The 21,366-nt window shown below is 60.1% G+C and carries 20 protein-coding genes and 1 pseudogene; 10 read left to right on the top strand and 11 right to left on the bottom strand.

Features of this window, described 5'->3' with window-relative positions:
- From GKR99_10830 to GKR99_10785, 10 genes and pseudogenes are all read right to left on the bottom strand, one after another.
- The gene (locus GKR99_10830; GenBank protein NKB28013.1) at nucleotides 1-1,188 is read right to left on the bottom strand and encodes a glycine C-acetyltransferase; all 1,188 of its coding nucleotides are present in this window, start codon (nucleotides 1,186-1,188) and stop codon (nucleotides 1-3) included.
- Nucleotides 1,189-1,442: 254 nt separating this feature from the next.
- A pseudogene (locus GKR99_10825) lies at nucleotides 1,443-2,531 on the bottom strand (D-TA family PLP-dependent enzyme).
- Nucleotides 2,532-2,717: 186 nt separating this feature from the next.
- Nucleotides 2,718-3,008: an antibiotic biosynthesis monooxygenase gene (locus GKR99_10820; protein NKB28012.1), complete on the bottom strand. Its 291-nt coding sequence runs from the start codon at nucleotides 3,006-3,008 to the stop codon at nucleotides 2,718-2,720.
- 8 nt (nucleotides 3,009-3,016) lie between these two features.
- Nucleotides 3,017-3,718, bottom strand: a complete 702-nt coding sequence (locus tag GKR99_10815; GenBank protein ID NKB28011.1) for a ThuA domain-containing protein — start codon at nucleotides 3,716-3,718, stop codon at nucleotides 3,017-3,019.
- Nucleotides 3,715-4,566: an NAD-binding protein gene (locus GKR99_10810; protein NKB28010.1), complete on the bottom strand. Its 852-nt coding sequence runs from the start codon at nucleotides 4,564-4,566 to the stop codon at nucleotides 3,715-3,717. The genes GKR99_10815 and GKR99_10810 overlap by 4 nt, the downstream gene beginning before the upstream one ends.
- Nucleotides 4,566-6,071, bottom strand: a complete 1,506-nt coding sequence (locus GKR99_10805; protein NKB28009.1) for an ATP-binding cassette domain-containing protein — start codon at nucleotides 6,069-6,071, stop codon at nucleotides 4,566-4,568. Before GKR99_10805 ends, GKR99_10810 begins: the two co-directional genes overlap by 1 nt.
- Nucleotides 6,068-7,069, bottom strand: a complete 1,002-nt coding sequence (locus tag GKR99_10800) for an ABC transporter permease (GenBank protein NKB28008.1) — start codon at nucleotides 7,067-7,069, stop codon at nucleotides 6,068-6,070. The genes GKR99_10805 and GKR99_10800 overlap by 4 nt, the downstream gene beginning before the upstream one ends.
- Nucleotides 7,070-7,085: 16 nt before the next feature.
- On the bottom strand, nucleotides 7,086-7,985 hold the full coding sequence (locus tag GKR99_10795) for an ABC transporter permease (protein ID NKB28007.1): 900 nt from the start codon (nucleotides 7,983-7,985) through the stop codon (nucleotides 7,086-7,088).
- Nucleotides 7,986-8,073: 88 nt separating this feature from the next.
- On the bottom strand, nucleotides 8,074-8,871 hold the full coding sequence (locus tag GKR99_10790; protein NKB28006.1) for an SDR family oxidoreductase: 798 nt from the start codon (nucleotides 8,869-8,871) through the stop codon (nucleotides 8,074-8,076).
- 64 nt (nucleotides 8,872-8,935) lie between these two features.
- Nucleotides 8,936-9,901: a substrate-binding domain-containing protein gene (locus tag GKR99_10785; GenBank protein NKB28005.1), complete on the bottom strand. Its 966-nt coding sequence runs from the start codon at nucleotides 9,899-9,901 to the stop codon at nucleotides 8,936-8,938.
- 222 nt (nucleotides 9,902-10,123) lie between these two features.
- Here GKR99_10785 and GKR99_10780 point away from each other — a divergent pair, with 222 nt between their 5' ends.
- The 7 genes from GKR99_10780 to GKR99_10750 all read left to right on the top strand — a co-directional run bounded on the left by GKR99_10780 (nucleotide 10,124) and on the right by GKR99_10750 (nucleotide 18,517).
- The gene (locus GKR99_10780; protein ID NKB28004.1) at nucleotides 10,124-11,929 is read left to right on the top strand and encodes an extracellular solute-binding protein; all 1,806 of its coding nucleotides are present in this window, start codon (nucleotides 10,124-10,126) and stop codon (nucleotides 11,927-11,929) included.
- An 11-nt stretch (nucleotides 11,930-11,940) separates the two neighbouring features.
- Nucleotides 11,941-12,750, top strand: a complete 810-nt coding sequence (locus GKR99_10775) for an SDR family oxidoreductase (GenBank protein NKB28003.1) — start codon at nucleotides 11,941-11,943, stop codon at nucleotides 12,748-12,750.
- 61 nt (nucleotides 12,751-12,811) lie between these two features.
- The gene (locus GKR99_10770) at nucleotides 12,812-14,110 is read left to right on the top strand and encodes a M24 family metallopeptidase (protein NKB28002.1); all 1,299 of its coding nucleotides are present in this window, start codon (nucleotides 12,812-12,814) and stop codon (nucleotides 14,108-14,110) included.
- A 2-nt stretch (nucleotides 14,111-14,112) separates the two neighbouring features.
- Complete coding sequence (locus GKR99_10765; GenBank protein NKB28001.1) at nucleotides 14,113-15,090, top strand: ABC transporter substrate-binding protein; 978 nt, start codon at nucleotides 14,113-14,115, stop codon at nucleotides 15,088-15,090.
- Complete coding sequence (locus GKR99_10760) at nucleotides 15,090-16,082, top strand: alpha-ketoacid dehydrogenase subunit beta (protein NKB28000.1); 993 nt, start codon at nucleotides 15,090-15,092, stop codon at nucleotides 16,080-16,082. Before GKR99_10765 ends, GKR99_10760 begins: the two co-directional genes overlap by 1 nt.
- The gene (locus GKR99_10755) at nucleotides 16,075-17,082 is read left to right on the top strand and encodes a dihydrolipoamide acetyltransferase (GenBank protein ID NKB27999.1); all 1,008 of its coding nucleotides are present in this window, start codon (nucleotides 16,075-16,077) and stop codon (nucleotides 17,080-17,082) included. Before GKR99_10760 ends, GKR99_10755 begins: the two co-directional genes overlap by 8 nt.
- 10 nt (nucleotides 17,083-17,092) lie before the next feature.
- Complete coding sequence (locus GKR99_10750; protein NKB27998.1) at nucleotides 17,093-18,517, top strand: aldehyde dehydrogenase family protein; 1,425 nt, start codon at nucleotides 17,093-17,095, stop codon at nucleotides 18,515-18,517.
- A 283-nt stretch (nucleotides 18,518-18,800) separates the two neighbouring features.
- Here the strand turns inward: GKR99_10750 and GKR99_10745 are convergent, their stop codons facing one another.
- Nucleotides 18,801-18,959 carry a hypothetical protein gene (locus tag GKR99_10745; protein NKB27997.1) on the bottom strand — a complete coding sequence of 53 codons (159 nt, stop codon included), beginning with the start codon at nucleotides 18,957-18,959 and terminating at the stop codon, nucleotides 18,801-18,803.
- Between the two features lie 146 nt (nucleotides 18,960-19,105).
- On the opposite strand from GKR99_10745, the gene GKR99_10740 reads away from it, so the two are divergent.
- Genes GKR99_10740 through GKR99_10730 form a run of 3 tightly spaced genes read left to right on the top strand, consistent with a single transcriptional unit; the run spans nucleotide 19,106 to nucleotide 21,329 of the window.
- Nucleotides 19,106-19,810: an ABC transporter permease subunit gene (locus GKR99_10740; protein ID NKB27996.1), complete on the top strand. Its 705-nt coding sequence runs from the start codon at nucleotides 19,106-19,108 to the stop codon at nucleotides 19,808-19,810.
- Nucleotides 19,811-19,818: 8 nt separating this feature from the next.
- Nucleotides 19,819-20,520, top strand: coding sequence for an ATP-binding cassette domain-containing protein (locus GKR99_10735; protein NKB27995.1), 702 nt, complete (start codon nucleotides 19,819-19,821; stop codon nucleotides 20,518-20,520).
- Nucleotides 20,517-21,329, top strand: coding sequence for a sulfate ABC transporter substrate-binding protein (locus GKR99_10730; GenBank protein NKB27994.1), 813 nt, complete (start codon nucleotides 20,517-20,519; stop codon nucleotides 21,327-21,329). The genes GKR99_10735 and GKR99_10730 overlap by 4 nt, the downstream gene beginning before the upstream one ends.
- Nucleotides 21,330-21,366 lie beyond the last annotated feature (37 nt).

Genomic DNA, 21,366 nt, shown 5'->3' with positions numbered 1-21,366 from the left:
TCAAATGATCCCCATATCGCCGCCCACCCTGATAAACGCATCAATGGCCCGGTCCAGTTCTTCACGCGAATGCGCCGCCGATATCTGGGTGCGAATGCGGTCCTGGCCGCGCGGCACCACCGGAAAGCTGAACGGCGCAACATAGACACCCTGTTCGTCCAGTCGCGCCGCCATGTCCTGCGCCAGTTTCGGGTCGCGCAGCATCACCGGGATGATCGGATGCTCACCCGGCAAAAGATCGAAGCCCGCCGCCGTCATCCGGTCGCGAAACCGGGCCGCGTTATCCATCAGCCGGTCACGGCGCGCGGTCGACGCCTCGATCATATCCAGAACTTTAATCGAGGTCTGCGCGATCACCGGCGCCAGCGTGTTGGAAAACAGATACGGGCGCGAGCGTTGGCGCAGCCAGTCCACAACCTCGGCCTTGCCCGAGGTATAGCCACCCGAAGCGCCGCCAAGCGCCTTGCCCAGGGTGCCGGTGACGATATCCACACGGCCCATGACATTACAATGTTCGATGCTACCACGCCCGGTTTTCCCGACAAACCCGACCGCGTGACTGTCATCCACCATGACCATGGCGCCATAGCTTTCAGCCAGATCACAGATCTCACCCAGCTTGGCGAAATACCCATCCATCGAGAATACGCCATCGGTCGCAATCAGTTTGAAACGACACCCCTGCGCCGCCTGCAACTGTGCCTCAAGATCGGCCATGTCGGAATTGGCATAGCGATACCGCTTGGCCTTGCACAGCCGCACCCCGTCAATGATCGAGGCATGGTTCAGCGCGTCCGAAATCACCGCATCCTCGGGCCCAAGGATCGTTTCAAACAGCCCGGTGTTTGCATCAAAGCAACTGGAATAGAGGATCGTATCTTCGAAACCCAGAAAGCTGGAAATACGTGCTTCCAACGCCTTATGCTCTTCCTGGGTGCCGCATATAAAGCGCACGGACGACATGCCATAGCCATATCGCGCCAAAGCCGCGCGTGCGGTTTCAATTAGGTCGGGGTCATCGGACAGGCCCAGATAGTTATTGGCGCACAGGTTGATCACCTGTTTGCCCGAGGCCAGCGTGACAGTGCCCGACTGTTTGAAAGAAATCACCCGCTCGGCCTTGTAAAGCCCGGTATTTTTCAACTCGCCCAGTGCGTCGTTCATGTGGTCAATGAAGGATTGCGTCATTGGAAGCCTCTGAATAATTGGGCCGGTACTGACCGCCAATGGATCAAATTCCGGTGGATGGGCGGGATTGGCATCATCTGCTGGATCATGGCTGACGTTCCGAGGGTCGGTGTGCCTGTGACCTATACTGCCGCCCGGCCCGGTTGCGCAATCTGCCCGGCTGTCGGATCGCGCCGTTGCATCTGTACGCGGTCAGCCGGTCATGCGGACGATCCGGTATCCGGTAGCTATCGCAGGCATCGCGGCTTGTGCGATCAGACCAGTCTGCCACGTGCTGCGACGGGGATCACCCGTTCAATCGCCTCGCCGCGCACCGCGACCAGTTGATCCACCATATTGACGGCGACACAGACGTGGTTGGGGATCACGCGCACGATCTCTCCCACTTCCGGTTTGTCGTTGCATTTCGCCAGGTCGAGGAACCCGTGTTCTTCGGCGAATTTGTGGATACGTGCGTTCGGATGCTCAACAATCCGGCCGAAGCCCTCCAGCCCGACGGTATCTGACGTCAGGGTTTTTGAGCCCGCATCCAGTATACCGCGATCCGCCCCGCCGCGCGAAACGACGCTGGTAAAGACCTGAAATGCGCAGTCATCGAGTGTCGCAAACCCAGCGTCGACCATCATCAGGTCATTGAAAATGCAGGTTCCAGCGCGATGTTCGGTTGTGCCTGTCAGCTTACCGATATGGGCGAAATTCGGCGTGCCCCCGGTCGAGACGATGTCGGCCTTCATGCCAAGTTCGGCCAGCCCCGACACCATTTCGTCGTGGAACGCTTGGGTTCTGGGCCAGCCGTCCAGCTACGGATAATAAAGCAGCCCCGCAAAGCCCAGCCAGGGATCATCCCGGATAATACGGGCCAGCGCCAGCGCTTCACCCGGGGTTTCCACCCCGGCACGCAGCTGCCCGGTTTCGATTTCAATCAGAACATCCAGCGGGCGGTCGGCATCCTGTGCGGCGCGGGCATAGGCCGCCAGTGACACCGGGTTGTCGGCGCAAACCTTCAGCGGCACGCGCCGTTGCAGCGCGGCCAGCGTTCCCGACCGCGCCGCACCCAGCAGATTCGTTGCAATCACGATATCGGTGATACCCGCATCGGCCATGACCTGCGCCTCGCCCAGTTTCTGGCAGGTGATCCCGCGCGCCCCGGCATCAATCTGCATCTGCGCCAGCAATGGCGATTTATGCGTCTTGATGTGGGGGCGATTGGCCACCCCGGCGTCGTCACACAGTTTCTGGGCACGGGCGATGTTGCGTTCGACAACGTCCATATCAATGACGGGACAGGGTGTTCCGAAGATTTCGATGATCGCCGTTTTCAGCCCGCGCTTCGCATTGTCCATCGTTCACATCCCCGTAGATATCTGCCCCGGCAGCCAACGTGGCGGCATCCGGTTTCCACCATTCCCCCGCCCCTGCGATCACTGCTACGGGATCGCGGTGCTGCGACATGCCGGGCAAACCGACGCTGTCCCATTCAGGCCCGCTGTTCAAGAACCGATTTGGCGAAACGTCTGCGCAGAACGCAGCTACCCTGCGACCGTCATTTCATGGATCACCGCCGAGGTGATCATCCCTTCAGTCCTGCCCTGAAAAGTCTTCAGACAGGGCGCGACCATGTGGTCTTGCCAAAGTGGCCTGTTCGTCCAGGTTTCGTAGATCATGAAGTGGCCGGGGTCGTCGTTATCCTGGTGCAGAACATAGGTGATGCAACCGTCCTCGGTCCTCGTCCCGGCGACCAGATCATCGAAGTGCGGCTTGATGTCAGCCACATGGGCCGGATCAACCTGAATGTGGGCCACGATTGTCAGTTCTGCCATGCTGTCGCCTACCTTGCCGCCCAGATCAGACCACGCCGCACGATCTCGGTCACCTGCGGCACTTTGAGATCATCCAGAGTATGCCCGATTGAGCAATAGAAAACCCGCCCCTGGTCCCAACGGCGCGTCCAGACCACCGGGATTGTGGCACCTTCAATCCACCACAGATGCTCGCCCGAAAACGTCGTGGTCGCCAGCACGTCGTTGGAGGGATCGACCAGCATGTAATATTGCTCGGACAGCAGCCGGAAACTATCGATGCCTGCGACAATCTCATGGTCGGGCGCTGTGATGGTCACATCATAGTCGATGAAATCATCCGATGGCACAGGATTGTCCGGCCACCCCGGCGGATGCGCGACAAACTGGCCGCCGATCAGGAAGTGATAGGTCGGGCGGTCACGAAATGCGTCACCCATATGCCCATGCCAGCCGCCAATACCGCAACCGGCGGCGATAAGCTTCAGCAGGCCATCCTCTTCCGGCTTCGTCATATTGCCGAATTCCGGCCGATGGGCCGAACGGGCCGAGGACCAGATCGGCACGATCAGATCAACATCGGCAAGGCTGTCCGGGTCCGCAAGCGGGGCCAGCGTGTCATAGACATCGACGGCGAACCCCTCGGCCCGCAGAAGGTCAGCGCACCAATCGGCAAAGGCGCTGGGGTCGTGGCCTTCCCAGCCACCGGCAAAAAGGGCTGCTTTCTTCATGGCTTGGTCTTTCGCATGTAATTCAGGATGGCGGCCATGTCCCGTTCGGAAAACCCGTTCTGCATGGCCTGTGACAGAACCGACTGGGTGACGGCGGATTGAGGCATGGCGACGTTCTGCGCGGCGGCCAAGTCGGCTGTGACACGCATATCCTTGTGCGCCAGGGCAACGGTAAACGTCACATCATGGCCAGCTTCGTCGAGGTACAGGGGTCGGCGATACTTCAGCATTGGCGCGCAGGCGGCCGAGGCTTCGATGACGTCAAATGCCTGATCTGCGGCGATGCCATTTGCCTCGGCCAGGGTCTGATTGATGCCGTGGAGCATGGCGTTGACGGCCAGTTTCATGACAGCACCGGCGCCGGTTCGGCCCAGTGCGATCGTCTGGCGACCCATTGTATCGAACAGCGGTGCAAATTGCGTCGCCTCATCCTGCGTGCAGCCCGCCATGATCAGCAATTGCGCGTCCAACGCCGCCTGCGTCGCGCCCGAAACCGGGGCGTCGATGACTGTGACCCCCTGCGGGGCCGCTGCGGCAAGCCGGTGAATGTGATCCGGGCTCATCGTGCCCATTTCGATGCAGGTTTTTGCGCGCCCGCCCTGAAACAGGCCATCGGGGCCGAAATGCACATCCCCCGACGCTGCATCATCGGCCAGCATGGTGACAACGACATCGACATTGTCGGCCAATGCATGCGGCGTTTCTGCGTGGGTGCCGCCCAGCGCATCCGCCAGATCCTGTGCTGCCTGCGCGGACCGGTTCCAAAGCACAAGGTCATGGCCCGCGTGCGCGATGTTGCGCGCCATGGGCCGGCCCATGCGGCCAAGACCGGCAAAGCCAACCCGCATCACGCGACCTTTTCGGGGCTGATGCCCGAAATCGCCTGCACCAGGGAATCCTCGGTCACTTCCTGCGCAGTGAACTCACGCATGATCCGGCCATGGAACATCGCGATAACACGATCTGAAACCCGCAAAACCTCGGGCATTTCCGAGCTGATGACGATCACCGCATAGCCCTGGGATGCCAGATCCCGGATCAAGTTGTGGATTTCGGATTTTGACCCAACGTCGATACCGCGGATCGGTTCGTCGACAATCAGTAGCTTTGGCTGCATCGACAGCCATTTTCCGATGACGATCTTCTGCTGATTGCCCCCGGACAGATTGCCCGCCTGCTGTTTCCAGCTTGGTGTCTTGATTTCCAGCTTGTCGTGATAGGTGTCGAAAATCGCCATCTCTTTGCTGCCATCAACAAAGGGACCCCGCGTCAGGGCGCCGACCTGCGGCAGCGTCATGTTATCGCGGCAGCTCATGCCGAGGACCAGGCCCTGTTCCTTGCGATCTTCGGGGACCAGCGAGATGCCGTGGGTGATCGCGTCGATTGGGGAGTTTATCCGCACCTCCTCGCCCAGGATGCGGATGCTTCCCGCCGATGCAGTGCGCAGGCCGAACAGGGTTTCGGCAATCTCGGTTCGTCCGGCACCAACAAGGCCATAGAAACCAACCACCTCGCCGCTGTGGACGCGGAACGAGACGTCCTGGAACAGCGACCCGCAGGACAGGCCCTGTGCTTCCAACACCACCTCACCCACTTCTACCGGGTCCAGATTGTGCGACAGATCAAGGCTGCGCCCGATCATCAGTCGCGTCACCTCATCCTCATTCGTGTCCGCCGTAATCAGAGAGCCGCGGTAAGCACCGTCGCGCAGCACCGATATGCGATCCGAAATGGTAAATATCTCGTCCATACGATGAGAGATATAGACAATCCCGACGCCCTGATCGCGAAGCCCGTTGATGATGTCGAACAGAACAACCTTTTCGGCATCGGTTAGGGATGCGGTCGGTTCATCAAAAATCACCGCCTTCGCCTCGACCGTCAGGGCGCGGGCAATCTCGACCATTTGTTTGTTGGCGATGGACAGGCTGCCAACACGCGTTTGCGGGGTAAATCCGCAATTCAGCCGGTCCAGAATTGCCGCCGATTTGCGATACAGGGTCGCCCAGTCAACGCGGCCAAAGCTTCGCTTGGGCAATTCGCCCAGATAGATGTTTTCGGCGACGCTCAGCTCATCAGCAAGGCTGAGTTCCTGATGGATGAACACCACGCCTTTTGATTTCGCATCCAGCGGCGAAGCCATGCGCGCCGGACCCTCTTCAATGAAAATCTGGCCCTCGTCAGGCTGGTAAATACCACCCAGCACTTTCATCAGCGTCGATTTCCCGGCGCCGTTTTCGCCAAGCAGGGCGTGAACCTCACCCGGGAGGACTTCAAACGAAACGCCATCCAGCGCCCGCACGCCAGGAAAAGTCTTGACGATATCTTGCAGTCTGAGCGCCGGAGCTGTCATACCTTCAACGCCTCCTTACCTTTGCGGTTAAGCTGTTGGTCCAGAAACAAAACAGCAATCAGGATCAGGCCGATCACAAGGTTCACCATGGCCGTATCCGCACCGATATGCCCAAGCCCCTTGCGCAATAACTGGATCGCGATGACCCCGCCGAAGGTCGAGATCACCGAGCCGCTGCCGCCGGTCAGTTTGGTCCCGCCCAGCACCACGGCTGTGATCACCCAGAGTTCATAGAGCGTGCCATCGTTTGGATTGACCGAACCGCTGGCCGAATAAAACACCACCGAAGACAGCGCCGCCAGGAACCCGATCAGCACGAAGTTCCAGACCATATGCGGCCCCACCCTGATGCCCGCGTTCACCGCAGCTTCGCGATTGTCACCGACGGCATAGGCGTTCCGGCCATGCACCGTGCGCGTCATCAACAGCCAGATCAGGATGGCGCAGACAACAAAGATGATCGTGGGAACCTCGACCCCCAGCAAATCCACCTCGATCATGTCCACAAGGGTCCAGTTCAGGTGCGAGGTCGGGTTTTCGCCATTGTACATGAAGACCAGCCCGCGAAACCCAAGCATCGAGCCCAGCGTCACGATGAAGGCGTCAACGCCGGTTTTCCAGACGATCAGACCGTTGATCAGGCCCAGAAACATCCCCGTCATCAATGCCAGCAGCCAGGCCACCGGAATGACCCAGTCGCCCAATCCGGCAAAGATCGGCCAGGTCATGCTGTCCAGCATCACAATTGCGCAAAGGGCAAAGGTCGCACCGACAGACAGGTCGATGTTTCCGTTGATCATGATGATCGTCATGCCCAGCGCGATGATGCCAATCGGGGCGGACTGCTTGAACAGCAGCAGCATGTTGTCCCAATCCATGAAGGCCTTGTCCGACAGGGACAAAAACTCACCAGCGATGGAAAAGAACACCAGCTCCAGCACGATAAAGCCCCAGATCGCGCCGCGGGCCATGAACGACCTGAATTTTTCCGTGTTCATTTGCCCCACCCCTCCCTCAAGCAATCGGCGACCAGAGGCGACCGCGCTTGGCCGCAACATCCAGCCAGACCGCCAGAACGATGATGACCCAGGTCACAACGTACTGGACATAGAATTGCAGCCCGACCAGCAGCAGGCCGTTCTGGATGAAGCCAAGGATCAGTACGCCGATCACGGTCTTGAAGACTGTGCCTGACCCGCCCAGCAGGGATGCGCCGCCAAGAATGACCGCCGCCAGCACGTCAAGTTCCAGCCCCTGCCCAACGGTGTTCTGGCTGCCCAGGGACCGGCTGGCCTGCAAAAGACCGGCCATGGCAACGCAAAACGACGAGATCACGTAGGTCAGGAACACGACGCGCGCCCTGGGTATCCCGGAAAAGGTGGACGCCACACCATTGCCGCCAACCGCATAGACTTTGCGCCCGAATGCCGTCCGCGCCAGCAGGATCGCAAGGATCACCGCAAGTGTGCCGAAGATGATCACCGGCACCGGCACGCCAAAGATTGCCCCCTGCCCGAAGACGGAAAACCACGTCCCCTCCTTATCGATGATGTCCATATTCTTGCCGCCCGAATAGGTCAGCGTCAGACCGTGGATCGCCGATAACATGCCCAACGTCACGATCAGCGAATTCAGCTTCAGATACCCCACCAGGAACCCGATCAGCGCGCCCAGCGCCATGGTCATCGCGAACATCACCGGGATCGCCATCGCCGGGCCGAGCTTGTCATGCAAATCGAGCACCACGATTGTCGAAAACGACATCATCGAGCCGACGGACAAGTCCAGATTGCCGCTGATGACCACAAAGGTCACGCCCAGCGCAATAACCCCCAGAATCGCAGAAGACCGGATCACGCCCAGCACATTGTCGGGGCTTAGAAACCGTTGATTTGCAATGGTGAATCCGATCATGAACAGTAGGAACGCGATCAGAATCCCGTTTTGCGCCAACAACGTCCCGATCGCCTTTTTGCGATCCTGCGGTGTGGCTGCGGCCCCATCAGACAAGTGTCATCCCCCCATCAATCATCACGATCTGTCCGGTCATATAGTCGCTGTCCGCAGAGGCCAGAAATGTCGTCGTACCGGTGATATCCGAAGGCTGGGCAACACGGCCTTTCAGGTTCTCGGCCGAGAATTCCTCCATCGCCTGACCGGGCCTCTGCGAGGCGCCGATATCCATCAGATCGCGATCTACTTCTTCCCACATCTCGGTATCTACCACACCGGGCGCGAAGCCGGTCACGGTTATGTTGTGCTTTGCCAGGTCGCGCGACGCGGATTGGGTCAGCGATACGACGGCGAATTTTGACGCGCAGTATGGGGCAACATTGTCAAACCCCTGACGGCTGGCGATCGAGGCGGTGTTGATGATCTTGCCGCCGGTGCCTTGGGCGATCATCCGCCGCGCGGCTTCCTGACAGCCGATCAGAACGCCAAGGCCGTTGATATCCATGATGAATTTCCAGTTCTCCTCGGTCACGTCGAGGAAGTTCATCGGCTTGTTCACGCCCGCATTGTTGAATTTCACATCCAGCTTGCCAAAGGCCGCAACCGTTTCTGCGATCATGCCGCGGACCTGTTCGCGGTTGGTGACGTCAACCGTACACCCCAAAATCCCTCCGCCATTTGCTGCGGCCAATTCCGCATTTGCCGCAACAACTTCGGTGATCTTTTCAGCATTGATATCGGCAAAGCAGACATCGGCCCCGTGGGCCAGCAGGTCTTCCCCGATTGCGCGGCCTATGCCCTGTGCCGCACCTGTGACGATACATGACCGTCCGCTTAACCGTCCCATCGCGTTCCCCTTGGTAAAAAACAGCGGGCAGGCCACATGGGCCCACCCGCCATCGGGAGAACCCTTAGAATACCGGCTTGGTATACTCGGACTGGTTGTCCTGGGTGATCTTCGGCGTGTCGAAGTAGTTCAGGAAGGGAACTTCTTCGCCGTTGAGAACATCAATCGCCGTCTTCAGCGCCGCTTCGGCATCGTCAACCGGGGACTGATAGATTGATCCCCAGTATTCGCCACGCTCCATGGCCTCATAACCAACCGCAAAGTTGGTTGCGCCCACAAAGATGATACCGTCACGACCCGCCGCCTTGGCCGCATTCAGCGCGCCAACGCCCATGTTGTCATCACCGGAATATACGCCGTCGATGTCATCATATTTGACAAGGAAAGCCTCCATCACGGTTTGCGACTTCTCGCGGTTCCAGTCGCCTGGCTGCGTTTCAACGATGGTGACGTTCGGGCAAACCTCGGGCAGGCGATCATCGAAGCCTTTCTGACGTTCGATGGCTGTGGTGTAACCCGGCTGACCCGAGATCTGCACAACCTGGGCTTCGTTCTCGATACCCATGTCCTTGAACTTGTCACACATGATTTCGGCCGAACGCGACCCCTGCGTGATGTTGTCTGGGCCCGAGAAGGACGCGACGAAATCAAAACCTGCTTCGGCGATGTTGGAGTTGGTGACGATCACCGGAATTCCAGCCTTGTGAGCTTCGCGCACGGCAGGGATCACAGCTTCACCATTGGTCGGCCAGATGATGATTGCGTCGACTTCCTGCTGGATCAGATCCTGCACCTGGGCAATCTGGCGCGCCACGTCACCACCGGCGTCAAGAACGACGGCCTCGACATTCTCATTCGCGTCCGAGGCTGCGATGAATGCTTTTTCATATGTGGTCTGATAGCTGTCGACGCCGACGTTGTTCTGCGTGATGCCGATCTTCATCGGGCCGTGGCTGCCAGCAACCGCAACGCCGGCAACTGTCAGGGCAGCTGCGGCGGTGGTGCCTGCAATCAGTGTTTTTAGCGTCATGTTCATTTTGGTTTCCTCCCATTGAACTGAACAAATTAACCGGAAGCGCCGCCGCCGTTTTTTCGCGACCCGCCCCGACTCGTGGACTTGCCCAACACTTGACAATGCGCCCGATGGCTTCGCTCCCAAAAATGTCCAAAATGACTTTTTTTATGTTCAATTTGGATTTCTTGCCCATACTCGGGTCTGAGCAATTTGGACATTTTAGACCCGGAGACCGAGATGAGCGATTCTCTCACCCCTGGAAAGACACTTCTCAAACCGGACGGGCAGCGATCTGTGCTGATGCAGGACATACAGAAGAACGCCGATCCTCAGGCAAGTGAACCGGTGCGAACCGGGATCGCTGCCGCCAGCGATCTGGATGTGCTGAGCTTTCTGTCAGCCTTTACCAGCGAGGTCGACACAGCATTGTCGACATCCATGCCCAATCCGTTCCTCAACATGGCGATGTTCCTGATCCGCAGCCATGGCGAAGGCCGGGTCGTCACCGCCTCGACGCTGATTAATGCCTCGGACGTGCCTTATGCGACGGGACGGCGCAAGCTGGAGGAAATGACCAATGCCGGTCTGATCGAACAGCGCCCGCGCACCAGATCGGGCAAGACATTCTCGCTCCACCCCAGTGTCACGCTACTGGAAAACTGGGATCGGTTCGCGACCCGCATCGTGCGGCTGGCCGGACAGCACCTCAAGACCTCGGCCGGGCGCGACTATTACTTCGGCGGGTCCTATCTGGCGGCGCAGTCGATCAAGCCGCCCCAGGTCCTGGCCGAACCACTGGCCCTGCCCGGCGGCGTGCGCATTCTGGTGCACGGCGATCCCACGTTCATGGTGATGGAAAACCTGAAGCGGCAATTCGAACAGGTCGTCGGCGTCAAGATCAACCAGCGCGCCTTTTCGATCGACCGGCTGCATGAAGAAGCCTTGCTGAATGCCGGGCGCAAGATCAGCCGCTATGACATCATCGCCGTTGATCTGCCCTGGATCGGAGAGTTTGCCGAAAAGGAAATCCTGCTGCCACTGGACGCGGTTCTGGATACCGAACGGCTGGACCCAAGCGATTTTCATACCGCAGGCTGGAAGGGTGCCCATTGGGGCGGCCGCCCCTATGGTGTGCCCAGCCAGACGACGCCGGAATTGCTGTTCTATCGCAAGGATTGGTTCGCCGAGGCCGGGATCGAACCGCCCACAACCACGGATGAGGTTCTGGCCGCCGCCGAAAAACTGCACGATCCGCGCCACGGACGATATGGCGTGGCCTGGAATGCCGCGCGCGGAACCGCCCTGGGCCACGAATTCATGATGGCCTGCGCGGCCTGCGGGCAACCTGTGATAAATCTTGCGCCGATTGCCGGAGGGTTTGATGCAGACGTCGCCAGCCGCGGCGATCTTGTGCCAACGATTGACACGGCTGCCGCGCTGGAAGCCGCCGAATACCTGAAATCGCTGCTGGAATTCTCTCCGCCGGATATCCTGTCGATGTCGTGGTATGAACGCATTCGCCCCTATGCGGCGGGCAAGGTTGCGATGGCATACGGGTACACGCTGCTGGCCCCCTATTTTGAATTGGACACGGCCTCTCCGGCGCATGGGCAGACAGGATACCTGCCACACCCCGCTGGGCCGTCGGGTGCCCAGATCGCTCCGGTGGGCGGCTACGTCCTGGGGATCCCCGCAAACCTGCCCGAAGAACGGCGCGCCGCTGCTGCCGAAGCGCTGATCGCATTTACCTCGCCAGAGGCACAGAAGCTGTATGTCCAAAGCGGCAGCCGGACCAGCCCGCGATATTCGGTCGGCGCCGATCCCGAGGTGCGCGGCCTGTCCACGATCTTTGAAGCCGTCGACGCGATGTCGTGGCGCGACGAATTGCAGTTCTGGCCCCGGCCGCCGATCCCGCAAATTTCGGACATCATCGCGATCTGCGGTCAGGAAATGCACGACATGCTGCGCGGCATCACCAGCCCGCGCCACGCATTGAGCAAGGCGCAGGAACGCGCCGAAACCATCATGAAAACAAGACCCTAAGGGAGAGTACCATGGACCCCAATCGCCTCAACGGTAAGAATATTCTGATCACCGGTGCCGCCCGCGGCATGGGCGAGGCGAACGCAGAGAGCTTTGCCTCACAGGGCGGCAACGTCTGCATCGGGGATCTTGACCTCGACCAGGCGCAGGACGTGGCCGACCGGATCAACACCGCCGGAAATGGCAAGGCCATCGCTGTCCGGATGGATGTCACAAAACGCGAAGACAACGCCGCTGCCGTGGCCGCCACGGTCGAGGCCTTCGGCTCCATAAATATCGGCCTGTTCAATGCGGGCCTGAACAAGCCCCGGTTCTTCATGGATATCGACGAAGACAACTGGGACATGATCATGAACGTCAACACCAAGGCGATGTGGCTGGGCATGCAGGAAACCGCCCGCCAAATGATCGCCCAAGGCCCGATGGAGGATCACCCCTATAAGCTGATCAACGTCGGCTCGATCGCGTCGCGCAAACCGCTTGAGGATGTGACCGTCTATTGCACGTCCAAATATGGGTGCCTTGCGCTGACCCATTGTGGCGCCGTTGGTCTGGCCGAGCACAATATAACCGTCAATGGCTACGCCCCGGGCGTGGTGGTTACGCCGCTTTGGGAACAGTTGGACAAGGATCTAGTTGATATCGGCATCAAGGATCGCGAAGGCCAGGCCTACGAAGACATCGTTCGTGATGCCTTGCAGATTAAGCGCGTGTCCTACCCCAAGGACATTGTCGGCACGGCGTCATTCCTGGCCTCGGACGACAGCGACTACATGACGGGTCAGATGATCCACATCGATGGCGGCTGGTGCATTCAGTAACCCTGCACGCCGCCAAATCACATCACAATGAAGGGTGGCCCGACCACCCTGAGGAGCCTACATGTCCCGCGCCCTATTGCCAAATCTGCTGACCCCGCAAGACCTTGAACCCAATTGGGAGTGGCGCGAGCGGCTTCCGGCCTGGGGGCATATGTCGGTCGATTTCGAACGGCGCGTCGATCACGACCGTTTGCGTCGCTATCGGCTGGCCCGCACCCGGCAGGCGTTGCAGGCGTCCGAGGCTGGGACCCTGCTTTTGTTTGACGTGAACAACATCCGCTATGTCTCCTCGACCAAGATCGGCGAATGGGAACGCGACAAGATGTGCCGTTTCTGCCTGCTGACGGGCGATGACAGCCCCTATGTCTGGGATTTCGGGTCAGCCGCGGTGCATCACCAGCGCCATTCGGACTGGCTGGAACCCAGCCATTGCCTGGCAGGCGTGGTGGGCATGCGTGGGACTATTCCGCCGGAATTCGGCCTGATGCAGAAATACGCCAAGGAAATCGCGCGCCTGATCAAAGAGGCCGGGATGGCCGACATGCCGGTTGGTGTCGACTATGCGGAAACCGCGATGTTTCACGCCCTGAAAGAAGAAGGCATCAACGTCGTTGACGGCCAGCAGATTATGCTGAGCGCACGAGAGATCAAGAACTGGGACGAAATCCAGTTGCTGACCCAGGCCGCCGCGATGGTCGATGGCGTCTATCACATGATCTATGAAGAGCTGAAGCCGGGCGTGCGCGAAAACGATATCGTCGCCCTGTCCAACAAGATGCTTTACGAAATGGGCTCGGACGATGTTGAGGCGATCAACGCCATCTCAGGCGAACGCTGCAACCCGCATCCGCATAACTTCACCGACAGGTTGATCCGCCCCGGCGATCAGGCGTTCTTTGATATTCTTCAATCTTATCAGGGCTATCGCACCTGTTACTACCGCACTTTCAACGTGGGACGCGCAACGCCGGCGCAGAACGACGCCTATGTAAAAGCGCGCGAGTGGATTGATGCCTCGATCGCGATGATTAAACCGGGCGTGACGACCGACAAGGTGGCCGCGGTCTGGCCCACTGCCGAAAGCCTTGGCTTCCCGAATGAAGACGCGGCCTTTGGCCTGCAATTCGGGCATGGGCTGGGGTTGGCGCTGCATGAGCGCCCGATCATCAGCCGCGCAGTCAGCATGGATCACCCGATTGAAATCCAGACCGGCATGGTTTTTGCGCTGGAAACCTATTGCCCCGCCACGGACGGCTATTCCGCCGCCCGGATCGAGGAGGAAGTCGTGGTCACCGAAACCGGCTGCGAAGTGATCAGCCTGTTCCCGGCGGAAGAACTGCCAATTGCGAACAGGTACTGAAGATGGGGCAGGCCAATACCGAAACCTATCTGCGGATGTACCGCCAGATGGTGCGCATCCGCAATTTCGAAGATCAGGCGAACCAGCTGTATCTGTCGGCCAAAATGCCCGGCCTGACCCATATGTATTCAGGCGAAGAAGCTGTGGCTGTCGGCATTTGCGAGGCGTTGAAAGTGACGGACAAGATCACTTCGACCCATCGCGGTCACGGGCATTGCGTGGCCAAGGGGGCGGAATTCAAACAGATGTTCTGCGAACTTCTGGGCAAGGAAGAAGGCTATTGCCGGGGCAAGGGCGGGTCGATGCATATCGCGGATCAGTCCAATGGCAACCTTGGGGCCAACGCCATTGTCGGCGGCTCCATGGGGATCGCCACCGGGGCCGCGCTGTCGGCCAAGCGGCTGGGCACGGACGACGTTACCGTTTGTTTTTTTGGCGACGGGGCGACTGCACAGGGGCTGATGTATGAAGTCATGAACATGGCCGCCCTCTGGTCGCTGCCGGTTATTTATGCTTGCGAAAACAATGGGTACTCCGAATACACCCGAACAGACGAAATTGCCGCTGGATCAATCACCGCGCGGGCCGAGGCATTCGGGATCGAGGCGTTCAAAGTCGACGGGCAGGATGTCCTGGCGGTCAACGATCTGGCGCAGCAACTGGTCGCGCGCTGCCGCAAGGGCGAAGGCCCGTTCTTTATCGAACTGGAAACCTATCGCTATCACGGCCATCACGTGGGCGATATCAACCGCGACTATTACCGCTCCAAGGATGAAGAAAAGGCCTGGCACGCCAATCGCGACCCGATCACAAATTTCGGCGCCTGGCTGACCGGCGAAGGGATCGCGGACCAGGGCGAACTTGATGCGATCAACGCCGCGGTCAAAGCCGATGCCGAGGCCGCAGTCGCCTATGCGCTGGACGCGAAATATCCCGATGTCAGCGAAGTTGACATGCACGTCTTTGCGGGGGCGTCATGATGCGCGAAATCACCCTGTCCACTGCCGTCAACGAAGCCATCGCCGAAGAAATGCGCCGGGACGAGACGATTTTCCTGATCGGCGAAGACGTGGCCGAGGCAGGCACGCCTTTCAAGATCACCTCTGGCCTGGTCGAGGAATTCGGAACCGACCGCGTGATCGACACGCCCATTGCCGAACCCGGCTTCATGGGCATCGCCGTCGGGGCCGCGATGACGGGCAGCCGCCCCATCGTTGACCTGATGTTCGGAGATTTCATCTTCCTGATCATGGATCAGCTGTGCAATCAGGCAGCCAAGACGCATTATATGTCGGGCGGCAAACTGAACGTGCCGCTGGTCCTGCGCACCAACATGGGGGCGACGCGCCGTTCTGCCGCGCAACACAGCCAGTCTTTGCACGCTATCGTGGCCCATATTCCGGGGCTAAAAATTGCCATGCCGTCCTCGGCGCTCGAGGCGAAGGGCCTGCTGAAGACCGCCATCCGCGACGACAACCCGGTTGTGATCTTCGAAGACAAGCTGATGTATCAGGACAAGGCCCCGGTCCCCGAGGGTGAATTGCTGATCCCCTTCGGGCAGGCCAACATCAAACGCGAAGGGTCCAACATCACGCTGATCGGCACCTCGTCGATGGTGCAGGTGGCCGAAAAGGCGGCCGAAACCCTAGCCGCGGAAGGGATCAGCGCCGAAGTGATCGACCCACGCACCATCGTGCCGCTGGATATGGACACGATCAACGCCTCGGTCCGTAAAACCAGCCGCTGCATTGTGATTGACGAAGGGCACCAAAGCTTTGGCGTCACCTCTGAAATCGCCGCGCGGATCATGGAGCAATCCTTCTACCACCTCGATGGCCCGGTCATTCGGATGGGGGCCATGGATGTGCCGATCCCATTCTCGCCCGCGCTAGAGGATATCACGGTGCCCACACCAGAAGGCGTCATCGCCACCGCGCGCAAATTGATGGCGGGGGAGATGTTTGATGGCTGACATCATCATGCCCGCGCTGGGCATGGCGCAGGACACCGGCAAGCTGGTCAAATGGCTGAAAGCGCCGGGCGATCCGGTCACTACCGGCGATCCGCTTTTCGAGGTTGAAACCGATAAATCGGTGATGGAGGTCGAGGCGCAGGCAGACGGGTTCCTGACACGCGTCAGCGCCTCGGACGGCGATGATGTGCCCGTCGGTCAGGTGATCGCCGTCATCGGCGACACGGCGGATAATGCGGTTGCCCCGGCGCAAACCACGCCGGATCCCGCATCAGATCCCGCGCCTGAGCCTTTGCCGACACCCGCGCCCGAACCTGACGTCAAAGCCGCCCCGGCGCCTGGTCGATCCGCTGCGGTCGCGGCACCTGCGGGTGGGCACATACTCGCCTCGCCCAAGGCGCGCAGGCTGGCCAGCGAAGAAGGGTTGGACCTTGCCGATCTGGGCGATCACGGCGTCCTGATGCCTTATCACGTCGGGGATCTCGAGGTTTTGCGCCGCGCAGCCACTTCACCCGGACAGCCCGTCGTGATGGCCGCAACAAAGCAGATAACCGCGCGCTGCCCGAAACACGGCGTTCACAAGTTCATCGACTGGATGCAGACCGATGGTGACATCACCGTCCGCGCCCAGGCCATCTTTACCAGCTTTGCAGCGGCTGCCCTTCGCGCTGCAACCGAGCGCAATGAAATCGTCATTCAACAGGCTGACAGCGATGGTCGCACCGTCAGGCGGCGCAACCCGGATGTCACGCGCCTGTCCGCGCCGGCCCATAAAACTGACGACACCGCAGATCTGGAACTGCATGATCTGACGGATGGCTTTCTGACATCGCTGCGCATTGGCGATGCCAATCTGCCAACATTGGGCATCGGCGCTGATGGCGATAGCTATCTGATCACCTTTGAATTCAACGGCGCACACCTTCACGATGATCAGGCCATTGCCTTTGTCACCGGCTTTGCGCGCCGTCTGGCCGACCCGCTTTACCATCTTGTCTAGGACCCGCCCGATGCAACATACCGACCTTTTTATCAACGGCGAATGGGTCACGACGCCCGACCGCTTTGACGTGATCAACCCGGCCACGGAAGCGGTTCTGGCCAGCGTCGCCTCGGCCGAGATCACCCATGCAGATGCAGCGCTTAACGCGGCAGAGGCGGCGATGGCGCAATGGGCCGCGCAAACGCCGCGCCATCGCTCGGAAGTGCTCCGCCGGGCGTGGGAACTGATGACTGACCGACTGGACGATTTTGCCAGGCTGATCACGCTGGAAAACGGCAAGGCCCGCGCGGATGCCATGGGTGAGGCGACCTATGCGGCCGAGTTCTTTCGCTGGTTCGCCGAGGAAGCCGTGCGCGCCGACGGGATGATTACCCGTGCACCCGCATCCGGCGCGCGCATCATCGTACAGTACAAACCCGCCGGGCTGGCCGTGCTGATCACGCCGTGGAATTATCCGGCGGCCATGGGCACGCGCAAGATTGCCCCGGCACTGGCCGCAGGCTGCGGCGTGATTATCAAACCGGCATCCGAAACACCGCTGACAATGCTGGCTTTGATGCCCCTGCTGGAAGAAGCGGGGGTGCCAAAGGGGCTGGTCAACGTGTTGCCGTCGCGCCAGACCGGAGCGCTGGTCGATCACATGCTGCACGATCCGCGGGTGCGCGTGGTCAGCTTCACAGGTTCGACATCGGTGGGGCGCACGCTGCTGCGATCCGCAGCCGATCAGGTGCTCAAACCCGCGATGGAACTGGGCGGCAACGCCCCGGTCGTGGTTTTTGAAGATGCCGATCTGGACACAGCCGTCGAAGGCACGATGCTGGCCAAAATGCGCAACCTCGGCGAGGCCTGTACTGCCGCCAACCGGATCTATGTTCACGAGAGGGTCGCCGAAGACTTCACCAAACGCCTGACGGCGGCGATGTCCGCGCTCAAACTTGGCGATGGCACCGACCCTTCGGTCGATGTCGGGCCGTTGGTCAACGCCGCCACCCGCAATACGGTGGCAAGGTTCGTGGCCGACGCTGTTGCCAAAGGGGCCAAGGTGGAATGCGGTGGCACCGCACCGGAGGGGAGGGGTTTCTATTACCCGCCAACGGTCCTCAGCAACGTGTCTGAAGATGCCGATTGCGTGCACGATGAAATCTTCGGCCCCGTCGCCGCGATCCAGACATTCAGCGACCAGCACGATGTCATCCGCCGCGCCAATGATACCGAATACGGTCTGGTCGCCTATGTGTTCAGCGAAGACATGAAATGTGCCCTGCAGGTCTGCGAACAGCTTGACTATGGCATGGTCGGCCTGAACCGAGGCCTCGTCTCTGACCCCGCAGCCCCCTTCGGCGGCACCAAACAATCCGGGCTTGGACGCGAAGGCGGCCACGATGGCATGCTGGAGTTTATGGAAACACAGTATATCTCGGCCAATTGGTAGGCAGGAACTGAAAGACCGGATCATCCGGGTTTCAACGCCGGGTTCAGTGTGCAAAGCGACAGACCGTCCCGTGGCACGGCGGGCGCCGATTCCTTGGATTGGACCTGCGCATTGGCGTGGCGCCGACACTGTTTGACTGAGCAGTATCAGCTTCAATAGGGCTGGTCGAACCCAACCTGGGCGGGGATTGTGTTGAAAAACTCCGTTTTAGGGCCTGAACGATGATTTTTCTTTCCATGCAGCCCGATCCTAAATTTTTGGCGCGGGGGTCGGCCCAAATCGCCTACATGCGCTCACGCGCAGCCATGCGCTGTCTCGTGGTCAAAGCTTTCCGACTATTTCGCTTCATAGGTTTTCGCAAGAAATCCGCGACGCTCTGATTTCGGAGTTTTTCAACACAATCCGGGGTTTTTGCGCATTCCCGCTCCGCGATGGGGTGCAAACCGGCGCCAATAACGTCTGGTCAGCCGGGTCGATTGATGTTTTGTTTGGCGCAGGCCCGGATCACGATGTTTCGGGGATGCAGACTCCATTGCTTCGGATCGCCAAGGCGACAGATCGCAGCGAACGAAACAGGACCGCGCGCGAATGAACGATATCTGGACCGGGTTGACCTCGGCGTTCTGGCTGATCGTGACGGCGGACGCGGATCTGATCGAGATCACGCTGCGGTCGCTGCAGGTCAGCGTTTCGGCATTGCTCATCGCGGCCTGCGTGGCCCTGCCCTTTGGGACGTGGCTGGCGGTTCGCCGCTTCCGCTTTCGCCGAGCGACCATCGCCACGATGAACGCGCTGATGGGGCTGCCGCCTGTGGTGGTCGGACTGATCGTCTACATGCTGCTGTCACGATCAGGGCCATTTGGCGTGTTCGGCCTGCTGTTCACACCGACGGCGATGATCATCGCCCAGGTGATCATCATCACGCCGCTGATCGCGTCAATCACCCATCAGGCGATGCGCGAACTCTGGGCGGAATACCACGATCTTCTGATCTCGCTCAACACGTCGCGGTCACAGCGTATCCGAACACTGCTGTGGGATGGCCGGCGCGCGTTGCTGACGGCAACACTGGCCGGGTTTGGCCGCGCCATTGGCGAGGTCGGCGCCATCATGATCGTTGGCGGCAATATCGACCACGCAACGCGCGTTCTGACCACCGCCATAGCACTGGAAACCGGCAAGGGTGATTTTGCGTTGGCGTTGGGCCTTGGCTTTGTGCTGATCGCGCTAGCCTTGCTGGTGAACTACCTGACCCACGTCTTATCCAGGACCGAGCGCGAGGGCCGCTGGTGACCGCCCCGATGACAATATCCCTGACCGACGCAAAAGTGGTGCGTCGCGGCAAGACCATTCTGGACGTCGCGGCATTTACGCTGGACGGCGCGGGCCTCAGCATCGTGTTGGGGCCGAACGGGTCCGGCAAGACGACGCTGCTGAAGGTGTTGCACGGGGTCGCGCGTCTGTCGGAAGGCACGCTCGACTGGTCGGTTCCCGAAGACGCGGCGCGGCGCGCGCAGGCCTATGTGTTCCAAAGCCCGGTGATGTTGCGCCGGAACGTGCGTCAGAACCTGGCCTACCCCTTGCAACTGCTGAAACGCCCGAAGGCCGAGATTGCGGTGAAGGTCGCCGATTGGGCCGCGCGCATCGGTCTGGCCGATGCGCTGGATCGCCCTGCCCCGCGCCTGTCTGGCGGCGAAAAACAAAAGCTGGCCCTGGGCCGCGCCCTGATCCGACAGCCACAGGTCCTGTTTCTGGACGAACCCTGCGCCAACCTGGACGGACGCTCCACCCGCGAGATTGAGGCGCTGCTGCGCGAGGCGCATGCCAGCGGCACCCGCATCATCATGTCGACCCATGATCTGGGCCAGGCCCGCCGACTTGCCACCGATGTGTTGTTTTTGTTGAATGGGCGCATCCACGAACACGGCGCGGCCATGGATATCTTTGCGGCACCCAAACGCGCTGAGACCCGCGCCTTCTTTCAGGGGGACATCGTCGAATGATCCGCATTCTGGCCCTGGTTGCCATGGTTTGGGGCGCGTCGGCTTCGGGCGATACCCTGCGTCTGGCGGTGACCACCAGCTTTCATAACTCGGGCCTGTCGGACGTCCTGTTGCCCGCGATCAAGGCGGATACCGGGCTGGAGGTTCACCTGCTGGTCGTCGGAACCGGTCAGGCGCTTCGGCTTGGCCAGGCCGGCGATGTCGATGCGATCCTGGTGCATTCCAGAACCGCGGAAGAGGCTTTCGTCGCAGACGGCCACGCCACGCATCGGCGCGAGATCATGTACAACGATTTTGTCCTCATCGGGCCGCAGGATGACCCGGCAGCGGTTCAGAGTACGGCATCGGCAGCGGACGCAGTTGCCCGGATTGCAACGACTGAAAGCGCGTTCGTCAGCCGTGGGGACGAAAGCGGGACGCATAAAAAGGAAATCTCGCTCTGGCTGGCGGCCAGCCTTGATCCGCAGAGTTTCAAAAACTGGTACAAGCCCGTCGGTGCGGGCATGGGCGCCAGCCTGAACACCGCCGCCGGCCTGGATGCCTATATCCTGTCAGACCGGGCAAGCTGGCTGAATTTCGGCAACAAAGCGACGCTGGCCATGCTGTTTTCCGGCGATCCGGCACTGTTCAACCAATACGCCTATCTGCCGGTCAACCCGGACCGGCACCCTCATGTGAACGCGCAAGCCGCCCAGACGCTGGAGGTCTGGTTGACCGGCAGCCGGGCCGAGCAGTTGATCAACGGATATGAGATTGGAACGGAAAAACCGTTTCATTTCAACGCCCGAAACCCAGCCGTCGATCCGTAGGCAGGCGCTGTTGGCATGGCACCGCGCAGTTGGCTAT

The sequence above is a fragment of the Paracoccaceae bacterium genome (assembly GCA_012103375.1).
Classification (GTDB): Bacteria; Pseudomonadota; Alphaproteobacteria; order Rhodobacterales; family Rhodobacteraceae; genus WLWX01.
Note: the sequence above shows the minus strand (reverse complement) of the source record. Positions and strands in the feature narration are given on the sequence as shown.